Origin of the sequence: Stenotrophomonas sp. G106K1, from assembly GCF_037969685.1 — a bacterium.
In the GTDB taxonomy this organism is placed as follows: domain Bacteria; phylum Pseudomonadota; class Gammaproteobacteria; order Xanthomonadales; family Xanthomonadaceae; genus Stenotrophomonas; species Stenotrophomonas lactitubi.
In genome coordinates this window covers 56,212-76,378 of the sequence record NZ_JBBPFR010000022.1, presented here as the reverse complement: position 1 = coordinate 76,378, position 20,167 = coordinate 56,212, and the positions used below count along the sequence as shown (strand labels likewise).

Annotated in this window: 14 protein-coding genes and 1 tRNA gene; 8 read left to right on the top strand and 7 right to left on the bottom strand. The window is 67.0% G+C overall.

The window, feature by feature from the left end:
* Positions 1-259: 259 nt before the first annotated feature.
* From ppk2 to hemA, 4 genes are read right to left on the bottom strand one after another with little or no spacing between them, the layout of a single operon-like run.
* Positions 260-1,042, bottom strand: a complete 783-nt coding sequence (gene ppk2 / locus WKB25_RS17055) for a polyphosphate kinase 2 (RefSeq protein ID WP_340571890.1) — start codon at positions 1,040-1,042, stop codon at positions 260-262.
* Between the two features lie 46 nt (positions 1,043-1,088).
* Complete coding sequence (locus WKB25_RS17050; RefSeq protein ID WP_340571889.1) at positions 1,089-2,795, bottom strand: tetratricopeptide repeat protein; 1,707 nt, start codon at positions 2,793-2,795, stop codon at positions 1,089-1,091.
* 5 nt (positions 2,796-2,800) lie between these two features.
* Complete coding sequence (gene prfA, locus WKB25_RS17045; protein WP_340571888.1) at positions 2,801-3,883, bottom strand: peptide chain release factor 1; 1,083 nt, start codon at positions 3,881-3,883, stop codon at positions 2,801-2,803.
* Positions 3,861-5,144, bottom strand: coding sequence for a glutamyl-tRNA reductase (hemA, locus tag WKB25_RS17040; protein ID WP_089238957.1), 1,284 nt, complete (start codon positions 5,142-5,144; stop codon positions 3,861-3,863). The genes prfA and hemA overlap by 23 nt, the downstream gene beginning before the upstream one ends.
* Before the next feature lie 63 nt (positions 5,145-5,207).
* Here hemA and WKB25_RS17035 point away from each other — a divergent pair, with 63 nt between their 5' ends.
* From WKB25_RS17035 to ychF, 8 genes are all read left to right on the top strand, one after another.
* Positions 5,208-6,893 carry a tetratricopeptide repeat protein gene (locus WKB25_RS17035; RefSeq protein WP_340571887.1) on the top strand — a complete coding sequence of 562 codons (1,686 nt, stop codon included), beginning with the start codon at positions 5,208-5,210 and terminating at the stop codon, positions 6,891-6,893.
* A complete protein-coding gene (gene lolB, locus WKB25_RS17030) occupies positions 6,890-7,549 on the top strand; it encodes a lipoprotein insertase outer membrane protein LolB (RefSeq protein ID WP_340571886.1) in 660 nt (219 codons plus the stop codon). Before WKB25_RS17035 ends, lolB begins: the two co-directional genes overlap by 4 nt.
* Positions 7,546-8,415, top strand: coding sequence for a 4-(cytidine 5'-diphospho)-2-C-methyl-D-erythritol kinase (gene ispE / locus WKB25_RS17025; protein ID WP_340571885.1), 870 nt, complete (start codon positions 7,546-7,548; stop codon positions 8,413-8,415). The genes lolB and ispE overlap by 4 nt, the downstream gene beginning before the upstream one ends.
* An 11-nt stretch (positions 8,416-8,426) precedes the next feature.
* Positions 8,427-8,503 (top strand) — tRNA-Gln (locus WKB25_RS17020).
* Positions 8,504-8,641: 138 nt separating this feature from the next.
* Entirely contained in the window at positions 8,642-9,601 is a 960-nt protein-coding gene (locus WKB25_RS17015) for a ribose-phosphate diphosphokinase (protein WP_025879147.1), read from the top strand.
* 107 nt (positions 9,602-9,708) lie between these two features.
* Entirely contained in the window at positions 9,709-10,326 is a 618-nt protein-coding gene (locus WKB25_RS17010) for a 50S ribosomal protein L25/general stress protein Ctc (protein WP_100463166.1), read from the top strand.
* 50 nt (positions 10,327-10,376) lie between these two features.
* The gene (gene pth / locus WKB25_RS17005) at positions 10,377-10,955 is read left to right on the top strand and encodes an aminoacyl-tRNA hydrolase (protein WP_089238967.1); all 579 of its coding nucleotides are present in this window, start codon (positions 10,377-10,379) and stop codon (positions 10,953-10,955) included.
* A gap of 132 nt (positions 10,956-11,087) precedes the next feature.
* Positions 11,088-12,179 (top strand): redox-regulated ATPase YchF, encoded by a 1,092-nt coding sequence (gene ychF / locus WKB25_RS17000; RefSeq protein ID WP_340571884.1) that lies wholly within the window; start codon positions 11,088-11,090, stop codon positions 12,177-12,179.
* Between the two features lie 544 nt (positions 12,180-12,723).
* Here the strand turns inward: ychF and WKB25_RS16995 are convergent.
* The 3 genes from WKB25_RS16995 to WKB25_RS16985 form a co-directional block, all read right to left on the bottom strand.
* On the bottom strand, positions 12,724-15,987 hold the full coding sequence (locus tag WKB25_RS16995; RefSeq protein WP_340571883.1) for an autotransporter outer membrane beta-barrel domain-containing protein: 3,264 nt from the start codon (positions 15,985-15,987) through the stop codon (positions 12,724-12,726).
* Positions 15,988-16,249: 262 nt separating this feature from the next.
* Positions 16,250-16,891: a response regulator transcription factor gene (locus WKB25_RS16990; protein ID WP_340571882.1), complete on the bottom strand. Its 642-nt coding sequence runs from the start codon at positions 16,889-16,891 to the stop codon at positions 16,250-16,252.
* Entirely contained in the window at positions 16,888-20,142 is a 3,255-nt protein-coding gene (locus WKB25_RS16985; protein WP_340571881.1) for an ATP-binding protein, read from the bottom strand. Before WKB25_RS16985 ends, WKB25_RS16990 begins: the two co-directional genes overlap by 4 nt.
* Between the last annotated feature and the right edge of the window lie 25 nt (positions 20,143-20,167).

Here is a 20,167-nt window from a genome sequence, read left to right as displayed (position 1 = left end):
TCGAAATCTTCGATTTCAATGGAGATTCATCCACGCATGAGGTGGATCCATCAGACGCCGGAAATCTGTCAGAGGTGGGGCGGTGTCGGAGTACGGGGTGTCCGCGGCATGGATGCCGCGGCCAAGCCTACAAGGACGTACTTGCGGCGTCCCCGCAATCCGACACCGCCCCACCATCCCACGGAATACCGCTTCGGCCGTTGCTTCGGCTGTTGCCGTTGCCTGTAGCAGGTGCAGGGCGCAGCCCTGCCGACCAACCCTACTCTTCGACCGGGAAACTCTCGATCGGCTTCAATACATCGTAGTGCTCGCGATGCAGCTTGCCCTTCAGCTTCGGCAGGTCCGGCAGCGGCGCATCCACCCGCGTGTCCGGCAAGCGGTCCAGCAGGTTGCGGGCCAGGGTCAGGCGACCCAGCCGCTGGTCATTGAAATCCACCAGCGTCCACGGCGCACCGTCGCGATGGGTCGCGCGCAGCATCGCCTCGCGCGCTTCGGTGTACGCGCTGTACTTGCTGCGTGACTTCAGGTCCACCGGTGACAGCTTCCAGCCCTTCAGCGGATCGACATGGCGTTCGGCAAAGCGCTTTTCCTGCTGCTCCTGGTCCACGCACAACCAGTACTTGAACAGCAGGATGCCGTCATCCACCAGCAGCTGTTCGAACACCGGTGCCTGGCGCAGGAACTGCTGGTACTCGGTTTCGCTGCAGTAGCCCATCACCCGTTCAACGCCGGCGCGGTTGTACCAGCTGCGGTCCATCAGCACGATCTCGCCGGCAGCCGGAAGATGCGAGGCGTAGCGCTGGAAGTACCACTGCGTGGCTTCGCGGTCGGTGGGTTTGGGCAGCGCCACCACCCTGCATTGGCGTGGGTTGAGGTGCTCGCTGATGGTCTGGATCGCGCCACCCTTGCCGGCGGTATCGCGTCCTTCGAACAGCACCAGCAGGCGTTGTCCGCTGTGCTGCACCCAGCGCGCCATCGCAGCCAGTTCCAGCTGCAGCGGCTGCAGCAGTTCGTCGTATTCCTTGCGCTTGAGCTTGGCCATGGTCATACCACGCGGGAAGGAAGCCCGAGCGTAGCGCAGGGTGATGTCAGGGCGTGTCGAGGCCCTGCCAGCCCTGTTCGCTGGCCAGCTGCTGCAGCAGTGCGGACAGATCGCGCGCGAAACCCGCCATGTCGAACAGGCCGCTGCGCTCGCGTGCCTGCGCCAGTTCGGCGCGCACTGCGGCCAACGCGGTCGGATCGTTGCCGAGTGCGCTGGCGGTGGCGACGAACGCCGCGTCGTCGGCGACGTTCATGTGCTCCAGCCCCAGCTGATGGTTGAGGCCGCCGGCCACGCGCGCGGCGAAGGTCGTGCCGGGGCAGGTCAATACCGGACAGCCGGCCCACAGTGCATCCGATGCGGTGGTATGCGCGTTGTACGGGTTCGTATCCAGGAACAGGTCGGCCAGCTGATAGCGGGCCAGATACTGCGGATGCGGCAGCTTGGCCATGAACACCAGGCGTGCCGGGTCGAGTCCTGCTGCCTGTGCGGCGGCACGCAGCCGCGCATCGCCCTGGCCGGGGCCGGACAGCAGCCACAGCACGCTGTCCGGTACTGCCTGCAGCACCGCGAACGCGCGGCCCATGCTGCGCGGGTTGAGCTTGTAACTGTTGTTGAAGCAGCAGAACACGGTGCCCTGCGCAGGCAGCCCGCATGCCACGCGCTCTGGTGCCGGCTCCAGCATGCGAGTGCTGTCCGAAGGCTGGAACGCGCGCGGCAGGCGCAGCACACGCTCGCTGTAGTGCGGTTCCAGCGAGGACGGCAGCGTGAAGTGGTCAGCGATCACGGCATCCAGCCACGGTGCACCGGAGCTGCCGGGGTAGGCCAGCCAGTTGAGCTGCAGCGGGGCAGGGCGCATCGCCAGTACTTCCGGTGTGCCGCCGCCGCCCCAGCCGCGCAGGTCGAACATCAGGTCGATGCCCTGTGCACGGATGCGCGCGGCGGTATCGGCATGGCGCAATCCCGCCACGTCATGCAGCCGGGTGGCGGTCTGCAGGCGTTGGCGGATGCGGCTGCCATCGTTGGCGTTGAGCGCGAACAGATGCAGGTGCAGGGCCGGGTCCTGGCTCATGCGTTCCAGCAGCGCCACCGTCAGCAATCCGGTGGGATGGGCGCCGAAACCGTTGGACAGGAAGCCCACGCGCAGTGGACCTCGTTCGCGCAGCTTCACCGGCGGCAGTGGCCGCACCGCAGCAGCGACAGCGGCCGCGCGCGCGCGCGCGCAGGCCAACTGTTCGGCCGCGCTGGCGTCTTCGCTGAGGAACGCGAAGGGCTCAACCACGCCTTGGCCAGATGCAAGCGCGCCGCGTACCTGGGTGGCAAGCGCATCCACGTCCTGCCAATCGCACAGGCGACGCTGCCAGGCGAGGCGCTGTGCGGCGATATACGGCTCATCGGGCATCAGCACATGCGCGCGGCGATAGGCGGCCGATGCACCTTCTGCATCGTTGGCATCTTCCAGCGCATGCCCCAGCCACAACGCGATGCCCGGATGCTCCGGTGCCAGCGACGAGGCCTGGCCCAGCAATGCAGCGGCATCGTCGTGCGCGCCTGCCATCCACGCTACCCGGCCCAGCCGGGCAAGTGCTTCAGGATGGTTGGGTCGCAACTGCAGTGCGCGTCGCGCGGCCTGCTCGCCGGCCGCAATGTCGCCGGCTTCCAGTTCCAGGTCGGCCAGCATCACCCAGGCGACGAAGTCGCCGGGCTGGCGCGTGATCGCCTGCTGCAGTTGCTGCCGCTGCTGCCAGGCCGACATGCTGGTCAACCCGCCGAAAGCTGGGCCAAAGCGTCGACCTGATGCTCGTGGCTCAATCGCTGCAGCAGCGGGTCCAGATCGCCGGCCAACACGTTGGGCAGGTCGTACAGGGTCAACCCTTCCACGCGGTGGTCGGTGATCCGGCCCTGCGGGAAGTTGTAGGTGCGGATGCGCTGGCTGCGGTCGCCGCTGCCGACCTGCAGGCGCCGAGATTCAGCCTGCGCCGCGTCGTGGCGCTGGCGCTCGGCATCGAGCAGCTGCGCCTTCAGGCGTTTCATCGCCTTGTCCCGGTTGGCGTGCTGGCTGCGCTCGGTCTGGCATTCGACCACCACGCCGCTGGGCACGTGGGTGATGCGGATCGCCGATTCGGTCTTGTTGACGTGCTGGCCGCCGGCGCCGGAAGAACGGTAGGTGTCGACTCTCAGGTCAGCCGGGTTGATGACGATCTCATCGACTTCGTCGGCTTCCGGGATGATCGCCACGGTTGCCGCCGAGGTGTGGATGCGGCCCTGCGATTCGGTGGCCGGCACGCGCTGCACGCGGTGCGTGCCCGATTCGAATTTCAGGCGTGAGAACGCGCCTCGGCCGACCACGCGCGCCACCACTTCCTTGTAGCCGCCATGTTCGCCGGGATTGTCCGATTCGATCTCGACCTTCCAGCCCTGTCGCTCGGCGTAGCGGGCGTACATGCGGAACAGGTCGCCAGCGAAGATCGCCGCCTCGTCGCCGCCAGTGCCGGCGCGGACTTCCAGGAACAGGTTGCCTTCATCGCGCGGGTCGCGCGGCACCAGCAGCAGCGCCAGTTCCTGCTCCAGTTTCTGCAGGCGGGCTTGCGCGGCTGCGATTTCCTCGTCGGCCAGCTCGCGCAGGTCCGGGTCGGCACGCATGCTTTCGGCCGCAGCCAGATCGGCCTTGGCGCGCGCTTCATCGGCCAGTGCGGTGGCAATCGGTTCGAGCTGGGAAAACTCGCGCGACAGATCGCGGAAGCGCGCGTTGTTGGCGACCACCTCCGGTTCGGCGAGCAGGCGTTGCAGTTCTTCGCGGCGCTCGGCCAGCGCTTCCAACTTACGGCGCAGGGTCGGCGTCATCGGTTCTCACAGGTGGGTGGCGGTAACCCGGCGTCGCCGGGAACAGGCGCTCGGCGGCGCGGGTCAGGTCGGCATCGCCGCTGAGCGCGGCCGCGCGCAGGGCGGCGGTCGGCGGATGCAGCAGGCGGTTGGTCAATCCGTGGGCAAGCAGTTCCAGCACTTCGTCGGCCGGCTTGCCGTTGGCCAGTTGCTGGCGCGCGCGTTCCAGCAGTTCGGCACGGGTGGCCTCGCCGAAGGCACGCAGCTGTCGCAGCGGTGCCTGATGGGCACTGGCCTGCAGGGTTTCGACGAAGCGCGAGACCTGCAGGTCGATGATCGTCTCCGCTTCGGCGGCGGCCTCGCGACGGCTGCGGCGGTTGTCTTCCACCGCGCGCTCGAGATCGTCCACGGTGTACAGGAACGCATCGTTGAGGCTGGCAACGTCGGCTTCGATGTCGCGCGGCACGGCCAGGTCGAACAGCAGCATGGGCTTGTGCCGGCGTGCGCGCAGGGCGTTGGCCACCGCGGCACGGTGGATCACCGGTTCGCGGGCGGCGGTGGCCGAGAACACCACATCGGCCTCGGCCAGGTGGCGCTCCAGTTCGGTCAGCGGCAGCGCCACGCCGCCATGGCGGCTGGCCAGTTCCTGCGCATGGGCGAGGGTGCGGTTGGCGATCAGCAGCCGCCGCACCTTGCCTTCGCTGAGGTGGCGCGCGGCCAGTTCGATGGTCTCGCCAGCGCCGACCAGCAGCACGGTGGAATCATCCAGGCGGGCAAAGGCGTTCTGCGCCAGGCGCACCGCTGCCGAGGCCACCGATACCGGGTTGGCGCCGACCTGGGTGTCGGTACGCGCGCGCTTGGCCACCGAGAACGTCTGCTGGAACAGCCGGTCCAGGCGCTGGCCGAGCAGGCCATGGTCGCGCGCGGTCGACCAGGCGTCCTTCACCTGGCCGAGGATCTGCGGCTCGCCCAGCACCATCGAATCCAGCCCCGTCGCCACCCGGAACAGGTGGCGCACGGCATCGGCGTCGGCGTGCTGGTACAGATAGCCCTGCAGGTCGCCGGCCTGGGCGTGCAGCCACTGGTCCAGTGCCTGCGCGGATTCGGCCACGGCATACAGCTCGGTGCGGTTGCAGGTGGACAGCAGCACCGCCTCGGCGATCTGTGGGGTGTCGCGCAGCGAACCGAGCGCGCGCGGCAACGCGTCACCGGCGAAGGCTGCGCGTTCGCGCAGTTCCACCGGTGCGGTCTGGTGATTCAGTCCGAGCACCCACAGGGTCATTGTTCAGTTGCTTGCGATAAGCTGCTGGCCATTGGACGACATTTTAAGGCCCCGATGCCGACGATGCCCGCATTGATTCGCATCCCCAGTGTTCTGCTGCTGTCTCTGGCCTGTGCCCTGGCCCTGGCGGCGGTGCCCGCCAAGGCGCCTGCACGGCCCGCGGTGACTGAGGAACTGGCGCTGGAGCCGGTCCTGGCTGGCGAGTTCGCCCTGCAGGCGGGCAAGCTGGCCGAGGCCGCGCGCTGGTACCTGCAGGCCGCCCAGCAGACCGACGGCGACGCCGGCCTGGCCGAGCGGGCGACCCGCATCGCCATGCTGGCCAATGAGGATGATGCTGCGGCCAAGGGCCTGGCCCTGTGGCAGCAGCGTGCGCCGCGCTCATTGGCGATGCGCAGCGCCGCCGGTGCGCTGGCGATGCGCCAGGGCGATGTGAAGACTGCGCGCAGCGAGCTTCAGGCCTTGTTGCAGGACCCGGGCGACGAGGGCTGGAAGTTCGCCCTGGGCGCCCTGATCGGCGGCGGCCGCGATCCGGCCGTGCCGGCCCAGGTGCTGGGCGAGCTGGTCGATGCCAACGCCATTCCCCAGAAGATCGAGGCCTGGCAGGAGTTTGGACGCCTGGCGCTGCGCATGGAAAAGCCCGAGCTGGCGCGGCGCATGATCGACGAGGTGGTCAAGCGCTTCCCCGAGGAGCCGCGCGTTGCTCTGCTGCGCGCCAGCCAGCTGCAGCAGGCTGGCCAGACCGACCAGGCGCTGTCGCTGCTGCGCGGGGTAGAACCGAAGACCCGTCAGGATCCGGAACTGCGCAATGCGGTGGCGATCGCCTATGACAGCCTCGGCCAGCCGGCAGCGGCCGAGCGTGTGCTGGCGGTCGGTCCGCAGAATGTGCAGACGTGGGGCATGCGCGCTTCGCTGCTGGCCAAGCAGGGCGACAAGGCCGCGCTGTCCAATCTGTACAACGAACTGTCGCGGCAGGCGGCCAAGCCGGACCCGGCGCAGCGCCTGTTGCTGGGCAAGATCGCCGAGTACCTCAAGCGCTACCCGGAGGCGGTCAACTGGTATCACAGCGTGCCCGGCGGCGATGAGCTGAATGAAGCGCGCCTGCGCGCGGCCAATGCACAGGGTCTGGCAGGCCGGCAGTCGCTGGCGCTGGATGAAGTGCATGCTATCCAGTCCGATGCCGGCGTGGATGACGATGTGCGGCGCGATGCGTATCTGCTGGAAGCCGAGCTGCGCCAGCGCGCCGACGACCTTCCTGGCGAGATCGATGCGCTGGCCCGTGGCCTGGCTGCGTATCCGGACGAGAACGGCCTGTTGTATGCCCGTGCGCTGGCCTGGGAGCGTCGCGATGACATCGCCCGCGCCGAGGCCGATCTGCGCAAGATCCTGGTGACCGAGCCGGAGAACGTGCCGGCACTGAATGCACTGGGTTACACCCTGGCCGACCGTACTGGCCGCTACCAGGAAGCGCTCGAACTGATCGACCGCGCGCGTGTGGCCGAGCCGGACAACGCGGCCATCGTCGACAGTTATGGCTGGGTGCTGTATCGGCTGGGACGCAACGCCGACGCGCTGGTACAGCTGCGCCGGGCCTGGACACTGGCCAAGGACCCGGAAATCGCCGCCCACGTGGGCGAGGTGCTGTGGGTGCTGGGCAAACACGATGAAGCCCGTCACTTCTTCGAGGAAGCGGCCCGGCTCGACCCTGAAAACCGCGCGCTGCTGCGCGCCCGCGAGAAATTCAATCCATGAGTGTTTCCACGATCCGGCCCCTGCTGCTGGTGGCCGTGACCCTGGCCCTGAGTGCCTGTACCACCGTTGGCCGGCAGAAAACGCCTGCGCCGGCCGTGGTCACCACCGTTTCCGCCGAAGCGGCCGCCATCGAGGCTGCGCGCGTGGATGCCCTGCGTTCGGCAGCGGACTGGAATTTCCAGGGCCGGGTGGCGGTCAGCAAGGGCAAGGACGGTGGCAGCGGCCGCATCGACTGGAAGCAGGAAGGCCAGCGCTATGTCGTCGAGCTGAGCGCGCCGGTGACCCGCCAGAGCTGGAAGTTGAGCGGTGATACCCACCATGAAGCCGGGCGCCTGGAAGGATTGGCCGGTGGTCCGCGAGAGGGTGAAGACGCGCAGGCGCTGCTGCTGGAGGCCACCGGCTGGGATATTCCGGTCAATCAGCTGCCGGACTGGGTACGCGGCCTGGTCGCCGGCGACAGCGCTGGGCCGGAAAAGATCGACCGTGATGCTGATGGCCGCCCGCGGCGCATGCAGCAGATGGGGTGGGTGATCCAATATCTGGACTGGTACCCGGCCGAAGCTGGGCGTCCGGCCCTGCCGCGCAGGGTCGAAGCAGTCAATGGCGACGCCAAGGTGCGCCTGCTGGTCGACCAGTGGGGCCAGGGCGCGCCATGAACGCGCGGGGGGATGACGCGGGGTGGTCCTGGTGGCCGGCCCCTGCCAAGCTGAACCTGTTCCTGCACATCACCGGCCGCCGTGCCGACGGCTACCACGAGCTGCAGACGGTGTTCCGCCTGCTCGACTGGGGCGACCGGATCGGCCTGCGCCTGCGTGAAGACGGCCAGGTGCGGCGGCAGGGCGATGGCCTGGCCGGCGTCGCCGAGGCGGACGATCTGGCCGTTCGCGCGGCGCGGATGCTGAAAGAAGTGGCGAATGTCGAGCAAGGTGTCGACATCATCGTCGAAAAGCATGTTGCTGCGGGCGGCGGTTTCGGCGGCGGTTCGTCCGATGCGGCCACCGTGCTGGTGGTGTTGAACCGATTGTGGGGCGCCGGGCTGGACGAGAATGCGCTGGCTGCGCTGGGGTTGCGCCTTGGCGCCGACGTGCCGGTGTTCGTGCGTGGTCACAACGCCTGGGCTGAAGGGGTAGGCGAGCAGCTGCAGCCGATCACCCTGCCGCAGGCCTGGTATGTGGTGGTCGAACCGGGCGTTCATGTGCCGACGCCCCTCCTGTTCGCTGATCCGGATTTGACGCGCGACAGTCCACAGGCGAAAATAGAGGACTTCGCTTCCGGCTCGCTGGTCGGGAACGTGTTCGAACCGGTGCTGCGCCGCCGTGAGCCTGCCGTCGAGGCGGTGCTTGCTGCGTTGAGCGACATCGGCACGGCACGTCTGACCGGTTCGGGAAGTGGTTGTTTCGTCGAGTTCGATTCGCAGGCTGCCGCCGAGCAGGGACGAGCGAAGTTGTCGAAGGAGTTGCGGGCAAGGGTGGCTGCGGGCGTTGCACGTTCGCCACTGCTGGATGCACTCGAGCAACACTGATTCATCAATGCAGGGGCGTCGCCAAGAGGCCCAAGGCACCAGGTTTTGATCCTGGCATTCGGAGGTTCGAATCCTCCCGCCCCTGCCAATGCGGCTGCGTCCGCGCCTTCCAGCGCATCACCTGCGCGGGACGTGGGAACAGCCGCGGTGTTGTCAGCAGCAGGGGCCGCAGTGGTCCTTGCCGCTACCGGATCCCCGCCACTCGTCCCCGCCCGAGACAATCATGATGCAAGAGTCCCCGAACCTGCTGGTCTTTTCCGGCAACGCCAACAAACGTCTGGCGCAGAACATCTGCAAGGAACTGGGAGTCCGCCCGGGCAAGGCGCTGGTCTCGCACTTCTCCGATGGCGAAGTGCAGGTGGAGATCGAAGAGAACGTCCGCAAGCAGGACGTGTTCGTGATCCAGCCGACCTCGGCGCCGAGCGCGGAAAACCTGATGGAACTGCTGGTGCTGATCGACGCGCTCAAGCGCGCATCGGTGGCCAGCGTGACCGCCGTGGTGCCGTACTTCGGCTACTCGCGCCAGGATCGCCGCATGCGTTCCTCGCGCGTGCCGATCACCGCCAAGCTGGCGGCGAAGATGTTCAGCACCGCCGGCGCTGATCGTGTGCTGACCGTCGACCTGCACGCCGACCAGATCCAGGGTTTTTTCGATATTCCGGTCGACAACGTGTATGCCTCTCCGCTGCTGCTGGCCGACATCTGGCGCGCCTACGGCACCGAGAACCTGATCGTGGTGTCGCCGGACGTGGGCGGCGTGGTCCGCGCCCGTGCAGTGGCCAAGCGCCTGGATGACGCCGACCTGGCGATCATCGACAAGCGCCGTCCGCGCGCAAACGTCTCCACCGTGATGAACATCATCGGTGACGTCGAAGGCAAGACCTGCGTGATGGTCGATGACATCGTCGATACCGCCGGCACCCTGTGCGCCGCTGCCGCTGCCCTGAAGGCGCGCGGTGCGCTCAAGGTCGCCGCCTACTGCACTCACGCGGTGCTGTCGGGCCCTGCGGTGGACAACATCACCAATTCCCAGCTCGATGAGCTGGTGGTGACCGACACCATCCCGCTGAAGGACGCCGCGCGGGTGTGCAGCAAGATCCGCCAGCTGAGCGTGGCGGAAATGCTGGCCGAAACGATGCGCCGCATCGCCTTCGGTGAGTCGGTCAGCTCGCTGTACGTCGATTGATTTTTTCGTCCCCGCCGGCAACGGCAGGGACACACTGGGCGCTTCTGGTCGCGGAAGTGCCTTCAACCGCCAAGCCGCAAGGCAAGGCAACAACCGAGTAGTCGAAAATGTCGAAGACCCATGAAATCAAGGTCACCAAGCGTGAACTGCAGCGTAAGGGTGCGAGCCGCCGCCTGCGTACCGCTGGTGTGATCCCGGCGATCGTGTACGGCGGCAACGCCGAACCGGTCGCCATCAGCCTGGACCACAACGAAATCTGGCTGGCCCAGCAGAACGAGTGGTTCTATGCCTCGATCCTGGACCTGAACCTGGACGGCCAGGTGCAGAAGGTGCTGCTGCGTGACATGCAGCGCCATCCGTTCAAGCAGCTGATCATGCACCTGGACTTCCTGCGCGTGAACGAGAACGAGAAGCTGACCGCTTCGGTTCCGCTGCACTTCATCAACGAAGACACCTCGCCGGCTGGCAAGGCTGCCGACGTCGTGGTCACCCACGAACTGAAGGAAGTGGCCATCAGCTGCCTGCCGAAGGACCTGCCGGAGTCGATCGAAGTCGACCTGGGCGAGCTGAAGGCTGGCGACGTGGTCTACCTGTCGGACATCAAGCTGCCGAAGGGCGTGGAAATCCCGGCGCTGGCGCTGGGCAAGGACCACGACGACGCGATCGTCACTGCCAAGCACGGCAAGCAGGACGCTGCCGACGCTGAAGAAGCAGCGGCCGAGTAATACCCCGCGGCGCCTGTCCTTCGGGGCAGGCGCCGTATCTGGATGGAACGATGGCAGGATTGCGACTGATCGTCGGTCTGGGCAACCCCGGATCGGAGCACGCCCGGACCCGGCACAATGCCGGGTTTCATTTCGTTGAGGCCCTGGCTGAAAAGGCCGGTGCACGATGGAACGTGGACAGCAAGTTGTTTGGCGAGACCGCCAAGGTCGACATCGCCGGACAGACGGTGTGGCTGCTCAAGCCCGCCACCTTCATGAACCTCAGCGGCAAGTCGGTCACCGCCGCGCAGCGGTTCTGGAAGATCGAGCCGGAGGAAACCCTGCTGGCCCATGACGAACTGGACCTGGCGCCCGGCGTGGCGCGCTTGAAGTTCGACGGTGGCCACGGTGGACAGAACGGCCTGCGTGACACCATCCGGTTGCTCGGCCACGGCAAGTTCCATCGCCTGCGCGTGGGCATCGGCCATCCCGGCCATAAGGACCGCGTGGTGGGCTGGGTGCTGGGACGCCCCTCCAAGGACGATGAAGTACTGATCTCGCGCGCCATCGACGATGCGATCGACGTGCTGCCGTTGGCGGTGCAGGGCGATTTCAGCGAAGCGATGAAGCGGCTGCACACCCCGAAATAGCGCTTCTGGTAGGTGCCAACCTTGGTTGGCACACAAAGATCGGCAACGCACAATCGGCAACACCGAGATGGATTGGCCAAGCGGCGCGCGCGCTGTTTCACCAATCACTTTCACCCCAGAGAGCTGTCACCCATGGGTATCAAATGCGGCATCGTCGGCCTGCCCAACGTCGGCAAGTCGACCCTGTTCAACGCGCTGACCAAGGCGGGCATCGCCGCGGCGAACTTCCCGTTCTGCACCATCGAACCGAACGTCGGCATCGTGCCGGTGCCGGATCCGCGCCTGAACGAGCTGGCGGCGATCATCAACCCGCAGAAGGTCATCCCGACGGCGGTCGAGTTCGTCGACATCGCCGGCCTGGTGGCCGGTGCCGCCAGCGGCGAAGGCCTGGGCAACAAGTTCCTGGCCCACATCCGCGAAGTGGATGCGATCACCCACGTGGTGCGCTGCTTCGAGAACGCTGACGTCATCCACGTCAACAACAAGGTGGATCCGATCTCGGACATCGACACCATCGATACCGAACTGGCCCTGGCCGACCTGGACAGCGTCGAGAAGGCACTGAACCGCGCCGAGCGTGCGGCCAAGGGCGGCGACAAGGACGCGGCGGCACGCAAGCCGGTGCTGGCCAAGCTGCAGGCCGCGCTGGCCGACGGCAGGGCCGGCCGTTCGGCGGGCCTGGACGAGGAAGAGAAAGCGCTGGTGCGCGATCTGTTCCTGCTGACCCTGAAGCCGGTGATGTACATCGCCAACGTGCTGGAAGACGGTTTCGAGAACAACCCGCACCTGGACGCCGTGCGCGCCCGTGCCGCCGAAGAAGGCGCGCAGGTGGTGCCGGTGTCGGCGGCCATCGAAGAAGAGCTGTCGCAGCTGGATGACGAAGACCGCGATACCTTCCTGGCCGACCTCGGCCTGACCGAGCCGGGCCTGAACCGCGTGATCAACGCGGCCTACAGCCTGCTCGGCCTGCAGACCTACTTCACTGCCGGTGTAAAGGAAGTCCGCGCGTGGACCGTGCGCAAGGGCGCCACCGCGCCGCAGGCTGCCGCCGTCATCCACACCGACTTCGAGAAGGGCTTCATCCGCGCTGAAACCATCGCGTATGACGACTTCATCAAGTACAAGGGCGAAGCCGGCGCCAAGGAAGCTGGTCGCCTGCGTCTGGAAGGCAAGGAATACCGTGTGCAGGAAGGTGACATCCTGCATTTCCGCTTCAACGTCTGATCGACGACGCAGCGCAGTGATTGCCAACAGGACCCCGCAATGCGGGGTCTTGTTGTATCGGGCGCCTGTCGGAAGGCGCACACGCTGACAGTGTCATTGCGCATTTGCGCTGCGGAAGCACCAGCCCGGTGTTGCAGATGGCAGTGGACATAAATTCACCACGCGGTGAAACGCTTGGCCTGCATGGATCGCGGCGACTTGTCCACACCAAACCCCCACGGCTTTCCACGTGGCGTGTGGAAAACCGATGAGGCGCCTGGACAAAAAACAGCCACTCCTTGAAACGCTTGCGGCATAACGTTCAAGGCGGGTTGTCCACATCAAGTTCGCATTGCTTTCCACCTGCTGTGTGGAAAACACGCGACTGCCTGCAGCCTGGACAGCCTGGACAAAAAAACACCAGCGTCGAAAACGCTTGCCGTGCGCGGCTTACGGCCACTTGTCCACATCCAACCCCCATCGATTTCCACGCATGGTGTGGAAAACAACAAGGGGTCCGACGACGCATCGCCGGACCCCTCGATGAGCTCGCCAGCAGTACGTCCTACCAGCGGTAGGAGACGCCCAGCTGACCGCTGGTATCGCGGAAGCCCATGCCACCGGTCTGCCGGCTGATCTCGCCCCAGCCGCGCCAGCCACCCGACAGACCCACCTGCACGCCAGCCTTGGCTTCGTAGATGTCACGCGGCAACTGCCGGCGCAGGCGTTCTCCGTCCACGGCGATGGCCGCGTCGTTGCCACCGGACCACCAGTTCACCGCGACGAACGGTTGCACCTGCCCCTGGCGCTGCGTCAGCGAACGCGTGTACAGGCGCAGGCCCACACGGGTGGTGGTGCTGTCCTTGTCGTAACCTTCAACCACCGTGTCGTTGGCCTCGACCACCCGGTCGGCATCGTAGCGGCTGTGGATCACCTGCAGCTGTGGCTCCAGGTAGACACCGCGCTGCGCCGTGCGCTGCACGGGCAGCACATAGCCTGCCTCGGCCGATCCGGTCCAGCTGTGCGAGCGGTAGTGCTCCTTCTGCAGCCCTTCGCCCTGCACGCTGTTGCGGAACCGCCCGTACTGCAGCCAACCGTCCACATACGCACCGCTGTCCATCCGCGCGTCCTGCAGCCAGGTGCCATACAGGCCCAGGCTGGTGCCGTTGACCACACCGTGCGCGGTGTAACCGGTCACCTGCGAACGGCTGTCGTTGCGTGCCCGACCCTGGCCGGCCATCACACCTGCCTGCAGCTGGCCACCGGGATTGGCTTCGAAGCGACGACCGACACCCAGCAGCACGCTGTTGAGTTCGCTGTCCACATCGACCTGGCGGCCGCGGCTGCCGGGCTGGCTGCTGCGCACCTGTGCCCATGCAATGGCATCGCTGCCGCCGTCGGTTGCGTCGGCAGGATCACCACTGCGGTCGTACAGGCTGTGCCGGAACATGCCCAGCGCACTGCTCTGGTTGGCCATGTACACCGCCGGCTCCGGACGCTCCACACGCGGCGGCGCCGGCGGCAGCGGCGGGTCAACCGGCGGGACCACCGGCGGATCGATCGGCGGATCGATCGGCGGAGCAGGGGGATCAATCGGCGGAGTCGGCGGATCAATCGGCGGTTCCGGCGGATCGGGCGGTTCCGGCGGATCGACCGGCGGTACGTATTCCGAGCGCAGGTACCAGTTGCCGTCGTCCGGGGTGGAGACGCCACCCTTGTACAGGAAGTAGTCGTAAGCGCCGGCCACCGCGCGTCCCTGCAGCGAGAACTGCGCATCGGACTGGCCAGCCACACTGATCAGGCGGATGCCTTCGCTGGTCAGGGCACCGGCGCCTCCCGCGTTGCGCACGCTGACAGAGGCCGTGCCACTGCTGTTGCCCTGGATCAGCAGCTGGTCACCCCGCGAGGCATCGTCGCCCAGCGCGCGGTTGAACAGCCAATGGCCATCGTTGCCGACATAGTCGTCGGTGACGGTCAGGGTCTTGAAGTCGTCGGTGGTGGGCGCGACGAAGACGATGGTGCCGGCATGGTCCAGCGAGCCGACGCTGGAATCGCCACGCACGTTCCACTGGCTGCTGCCGTCCATCGCCAGCTGCGCGACCTGGTAGCCCGAGTCGTTGCGCAGTGCGCCGTTGAACACGGTGCCGTTGCGCAGCGTCATCTGTACGTTGGCGGTGGCGCTGTCGACCACGACATCGCCGGTCAGGCGGCTGTTGTCGGCAGTGAAAAGAATGTCCGCGGTGGCGACCGAGCTTCCATCGGTGAACACCGTATCGCTCACCCGCAGCAGGCGGCCACCGTCGAGGTTGCCCTGCTGGCGCGCGATGACATCGGTATTGTTGAGCGTCAGCTCGTGGTTGCTGCCCTGCAGCCACAGCGCGGGACCGTCCTGGGTCTGCAGGCTGCTGTTGTTGAACACCAGACGGTCCCAGTACGGCCCGAACACCGTGATGTAGGACCGATAGGCGCCCGAATTCGTCCCCTGTGCCTGGATGCTCAGGTTGTCGGCGGTGAGCTTGGCGGTGTTCATCTGCACGATGCCGAACGAGGAGGCTCCCCGCGTGGTGATCGAGCCGCCGTCCAGCTGCGCATCGGCCGTGCCGCCACCGAGGAAGACGCCGCCACCGCCGGTGCCGTAGGTGGTGATGTCCAGATCCTTGGTTCGGATGCGCGAATAGGGCGTCGGTGGATTGCTGCCCGAGGCGCGCAGGCCGTAGACCCCATCGCCGTGGGTATCGATGCTGCCGCCGGTGATCGTGGCAGTGCCGCCCCAGACGTCCACGCCGTGGCCGTAGCCGTTGTCGCCATGGGTGCTGATCGTGGTATCGGTGAGGTCGGCCAGCGAGTCCGCGCCGGACAGCCAGATGCCGGAATAACCATCGCGCACGGTGAAGTGGGCGCCGTGGGTGGTCAGCTTGGCCCAGCTGTTGACGTTGACGCCATAGCCGCCGATGGTCTCGAAGCGGCCGCCGGTGATATCGGCGGTAGAGTATACGCGGTTGATTCTGTTGCCGAGCAGGCGGATGCTGCTGCCGCTGCTGCTGGCACTGCCGCCCACGATCTGCAGCGTGCCACCGTTGTCGATATCGAAGTAGCCGTTGACCACGTCCACGTCGCGCAGCGACAGCACGCTGCCGCTGCCATCGGAGGACAATCGGCCGCTGTAGCCGTTGCTGGCGTCGGCGAAGGTCATCTTCAGCGATTCCAGCGACAGCAGCGCGCCACCCTCGGCGTACACCGCGCTGTTGGCACCGCCATTGATCTCCGTACCGGCCACGTGCAGCTCGCTGCCGCGCCCACTGGAATACAGGGCGTGCCCGCCGCTGCTCACGCGGCCACCGGTCAACCAGAGCTTGCCACCGCCGGTGGCGTTGACCGTGCCGTAGCCGGAGCCGTTGCGGTAGGCATTGATGACCAGGTTGTTGGCCCGGATCACGCTGCCGGCACCGCTGGCGTTCAGCGCATAGCCGACGGTGGTGCTGCCGTTGCCGACCTGCAGGATGCCGCCCTCGATCACGACGCTGCCGCCGGCGCTGGCAAGGATGCCGCTGCCGCCTCCGGTGCTCGAGATCCAGCTGCCATTGACGGTAATGGTGCTGCCGACACCATTGGCCTCCAGGGCGTAGCCACCGGCACTGTGCGACAGGGTGTCGTCGGCGCCCAGCTGCAGGCTGCCGCCATCGGTAATCTTCAACGGCCCCTGCATTTCGGCCGCGTGCACGGGCAGGGCGGCCCACAGCGCGCTGGCCAGCAGGCTGGGAATCAAGGGGAGGCGCGAAGCGCGCGCGCAGGCGGACGCACGGCGGCGCCGTGGGGGAGAGGCGTTCATGCTGATGGATTCCTGTGGCAGGGCGCAGCGCGGCTGCGCGATCTGGCGCGGCAGGGCCGCGTCGCTGTGGAAACCGGGTGCGATGGCCACTGCAGGCGCCATCCGGTTTCGCTCCCGCCGGCAACGCGATGACGATGGGAAATCGTCACCGTGGCGGGATGCGTCCAGACTAGAAATCAGCCCTGTCCTATGGAATCAGGCATTTCCTAAAGCACTTCGTGCCCTGTGCATGGGCGGGGCACGGTTCAGTGATGTGGAGGCCTCAGCCGAACATCGACGACTGCAGGCAGTACTCGATCAGCGCCTGGTCGCTGTCCACGCCCAGTTTGCGCATCGCGTTGATTTTCTGCGTACTGACGGTCTTCGCACTGCGCTGCAGCTGGCGGGCGATGTCGCCCACGCTCATGCCGCCGGTGAACAGACGGATGACTTCGAGTTCGCGCGGCGAGAGGCGCGCCAGCACCGCCTCGGCATCGGCCGGTTCTGCGGCCGCAACCGGCAGCAGGCCCGGTGGACGGTAGACGCGGTCGGCCAGCACCGTGCGCAGCGCCTGCACCAGGCTGCCCAGGCCGTGGCTCTTGAGCACCACGCCGCTGGCACCGGCTGCGTACATTGCTGCCACCAGCGAGGGGTTGGAGACCATCGTCAACACCAGCAGACGAACATCGGGGAAGCTGCGGCGCAGGAACGAAATCAGCTTGATGCCATCGCCGAAGCTGTCACCCCCGGGCATGCTGTAGTCGGTGATCACCGCATGGGGCAGGGTGCTCGTCATCAGCTCGACCAAGGTCGCCGGATCGGCGGCCTCGCCGACCACGTCCAGGTCCAGCTCGCCAGCCAGGACATCGCGGATGCCGGCAAGCACGATCGGGTGGTCGTCAGCGATGAGGATGCGGGTGGTCATGGCGGTGTCGGCTTGCTGGGGGATGAGGGGGCGGCGACGTGCACCAGGGGTTGCAGCAGCCGCTGCAGGCGCCGTTGGAAATGCTCGAGCGCCGTGGCGAGGGCAGGCAACGCGTCGCCGTCGCCGATCTGCTGTTCAATCTGCTGGCCGTGTGCCACCAGTGCCGGTGCGCCAACGATCACCAGTGCGCCGCGGATGCGGTGCAGCACCTGTGCCACGCGTTCTGATGCGGCATCGTCGATCGCCTGCCGCAGGCTGTCCAGGTCGGCCTGCATGGTCTGCACGAACAACGCCTGCATTTTCTCCGGAACCTGCAGTGGCGCATCGGCGGCGGCGTCGATGGGTTCGCTGTGCGGCCGGGCTGCAACCTGGGTCAGCAGGCGCTGCAGTGCTGCCAGGGTGATCGGCTTGACCAGCACGCCCTGCATTCCCGCCTCATGGCAGCGTTGCCGCTCCGCCGGGTCGGCGTTGGCGGTTGCGCCATGGATCGGCACCTCAACCCCCCGTGCGCGCAATGCGCGGGCCAGACCGTAACCATCCAGTCCCGGCATGTTGAGGTCGGTCAACACCAGGGCGAAGGAACGCTGCGGCCAATAGTGCAGGGCTTCATTGCCGTCACTGGCGACCACGGCGTGGCAGCCGAGCTGCTCCAGCTGGCCACGCAGGATCGCCTGGTTGATCGGGTTGTCTTCGGCGACAAGTACCTGCAGCCCGAACCTGCGAGGCGCCGGCAGACGCCCGTTGACCTCGGCGGGCAGTGCTTGCCCGGCCGCGGCCGCCAGTGCGAGCACGATCGCATCCAGACGATGCACGCCGACCTGCCAATGCCCCTGCACCCGTTGGGGCTGCATTCCACCTTCGCGGCAGGCGACAACCTGCGGTCCACTCCACGTGGGCGTGCCCTCGTCCAGCACAAGGTCGAGCATCACTGTGCCAGGATCGGCAGGCTCCGGCGCATCATCGCGATGCACGCTGGCCTGTGCGCCGCGCTGCTGCAACCGCTCGCATATCGATTGTGCAAACTCGCGGACGCTGCCACGGACCTGCACCGGCAACGCTGCCGGCAATCGCGGTGAAGCCCCCTGCAGGGGATCGGGTGTTGCCTCGGGCAGCGGCAGTTCGACCGAGAAACTGCTGCCCAGCCCGCTTTCGCTGACCACCCGCAGGTGGCCGTCCATCATCGTGGTCAGATGTGCACAGATGGCCAGGCCCAATCCGGTACCCCGCATGGCATCGGTGCCCGGGTTGGCCTGGAAGAAGGGTTCAAACAGATGTGCCTGGTGCTCGCTGGCAATGCCGATGCCGGTATCGGCCACCTGCCAGCGCAGCCAGCAGCGATCATCGATGTGCTGTGCGCCCAGACGCACCACGACCCGCCCGCTGTCGGTGAATTTCAGCGCGTTGCTGATCAGGTTGTTGAGGATCTGGCGGATGCGCGCGGCATCACCGTTGACCGCAGCCGGTACGTCCGGATCGATGCAGGCGTAGAACTGCAGGCCCTTGTGTGCGGCGGCAGCGGCGTAGGAGTCCAGCGCGTCCTCGGTCAACCGCTCCGGATCGAACTCGCCGGGCTCCAGGCTCAGCTGGTCGGCCTCGGCCTTGCTGACATCCAGGATGTCGCTGATCAGCTGCATCAACGTCGATGACGAGCGCTGGATCGTGTCCAGGTAGTCCTGCTGGCGAGCATCCAGCGGGGTCAGGCCCAGCAGCTCCAGCGTGCCGAGTACGCCGTACAGGGGGGTGCGTATCTCGTGGCTCATGGTGGCCAGGAACTGGCTCTTGGCCCGGCTGGCCTGGTCAGCCGCACGCCGTGCCTGCTGCAGCACCTGCTCCGCTTCGTGCTGGCTGCTGAGGTCGATGAACAGGCACAGCACGGCGGGTTCGCCGCGATAGCGCGCGGGCGTCGCGGTGATCAGCAGATGGCGGTTGTCCGGCGTGGTGTAGGCCAGGCCGTCGCCCGCCGCAGTACCGCCGGCGGCGAGCACGCTGCGCCGCCAGGGCCCGTGCCAGCCACCGTCGTCGTGGTCTTCCCCCAGCCAGTGACGCGCCAGTGCGTTGTCCAGCAGCACGCGGCCATCGGTACGGCGCAGCAGGCACAACCCGATCGGTGCGTTGTCGAGGATGGTGCGGCTGAAGGCTTCGCTTTCCAGCAATCGTGCATGATTGCGGCGCAGTGGCTCGATCACCGAGCGCCGGTAGGCACGCAAAATCAGCGCGCCACCGGTGGCCAGCAGCAACGCCACCACCATGCTGCCCAGCAGCGGCCCGCGCGGGTGCTGGAACACCTGTTGCCAGCCAACGTGGTACACCGCCAGCCATCCCTGTTCGCTGCGCATGCGGAACAGCAGGCCCTCCAGGCCCGCGCGCCAGGACGTACCCGCGCGGCTGGCATCGCTGGCATCACCCAGCAGCAGGCGGCCGTTGCCATCGAACAGCGACATCCGTTCGAACACCGGTGTCCCCATCACCTGGCGGTAGTCATCAACGCGGCCGGGATCCAGCAGGCAGGCCACCGCGGCCAACGACTCGTCCTCGCTCTCGCCCCACAGGCGGGCATCCTGCGGTGCGTGGGCGATGGCAAGCAGCCGGGTCTGTCCCTCGCGCCAGGCCACCGGCGTCCACACCACGTTGCCGCGCCGCAGCGCCGGCCGTTCGCGCAGGACCTCGTGGATGGCGGTCAGTGCCGGCTGCAGGTGATGCGGGCTGCTCTGGCCGGGATCACCACGCACTGTCTGGATCGGTGCAAGCAGGCCACGGCGGCCCTGGCCATCGACCAGCAGGCACTGCGGCGGCGGAAACCGGGAGGCCGCCCAGAAAGCACCGTAGAAGCGCAGGAAGCGGTCGCCCAGTTCGGCCGTTGCCTGTGTCGAGGCGCCGCCGTCGGCACCGATCCGCGCGAAACTGGCAAACAGCGGGCTGGGCTGTGTACCTGAAGCGCCCTCGTCCACGGGCTGCCCTTGATTGCCCACGTCATGCAGGCGCCATTGCCGCAGGAAGCGATCCTGTTCCTGCAGCGTGCCGTCCAGCCGGCGGAAGTGATAGCGGATCTTGCTCTGTTCTTCGTTGAACAGCTGGCTGCCGGTGGACAGCAGCAGGCCGGCCTGCAGGGTGACCAGCACCACCACGCCGATCAGCAGGGCATGTACACGCAGGGAGCGGCGGGCGAGTCGGCGTACGGGAGTGGCCTCGGCCGGCATGGACAGGTCTCGGAGCAGTAGGCGGTCGATGGCGGCCAGAAGGGCCCAGGGCACGGCCGGTACCGCCGCGCAGAGAGGA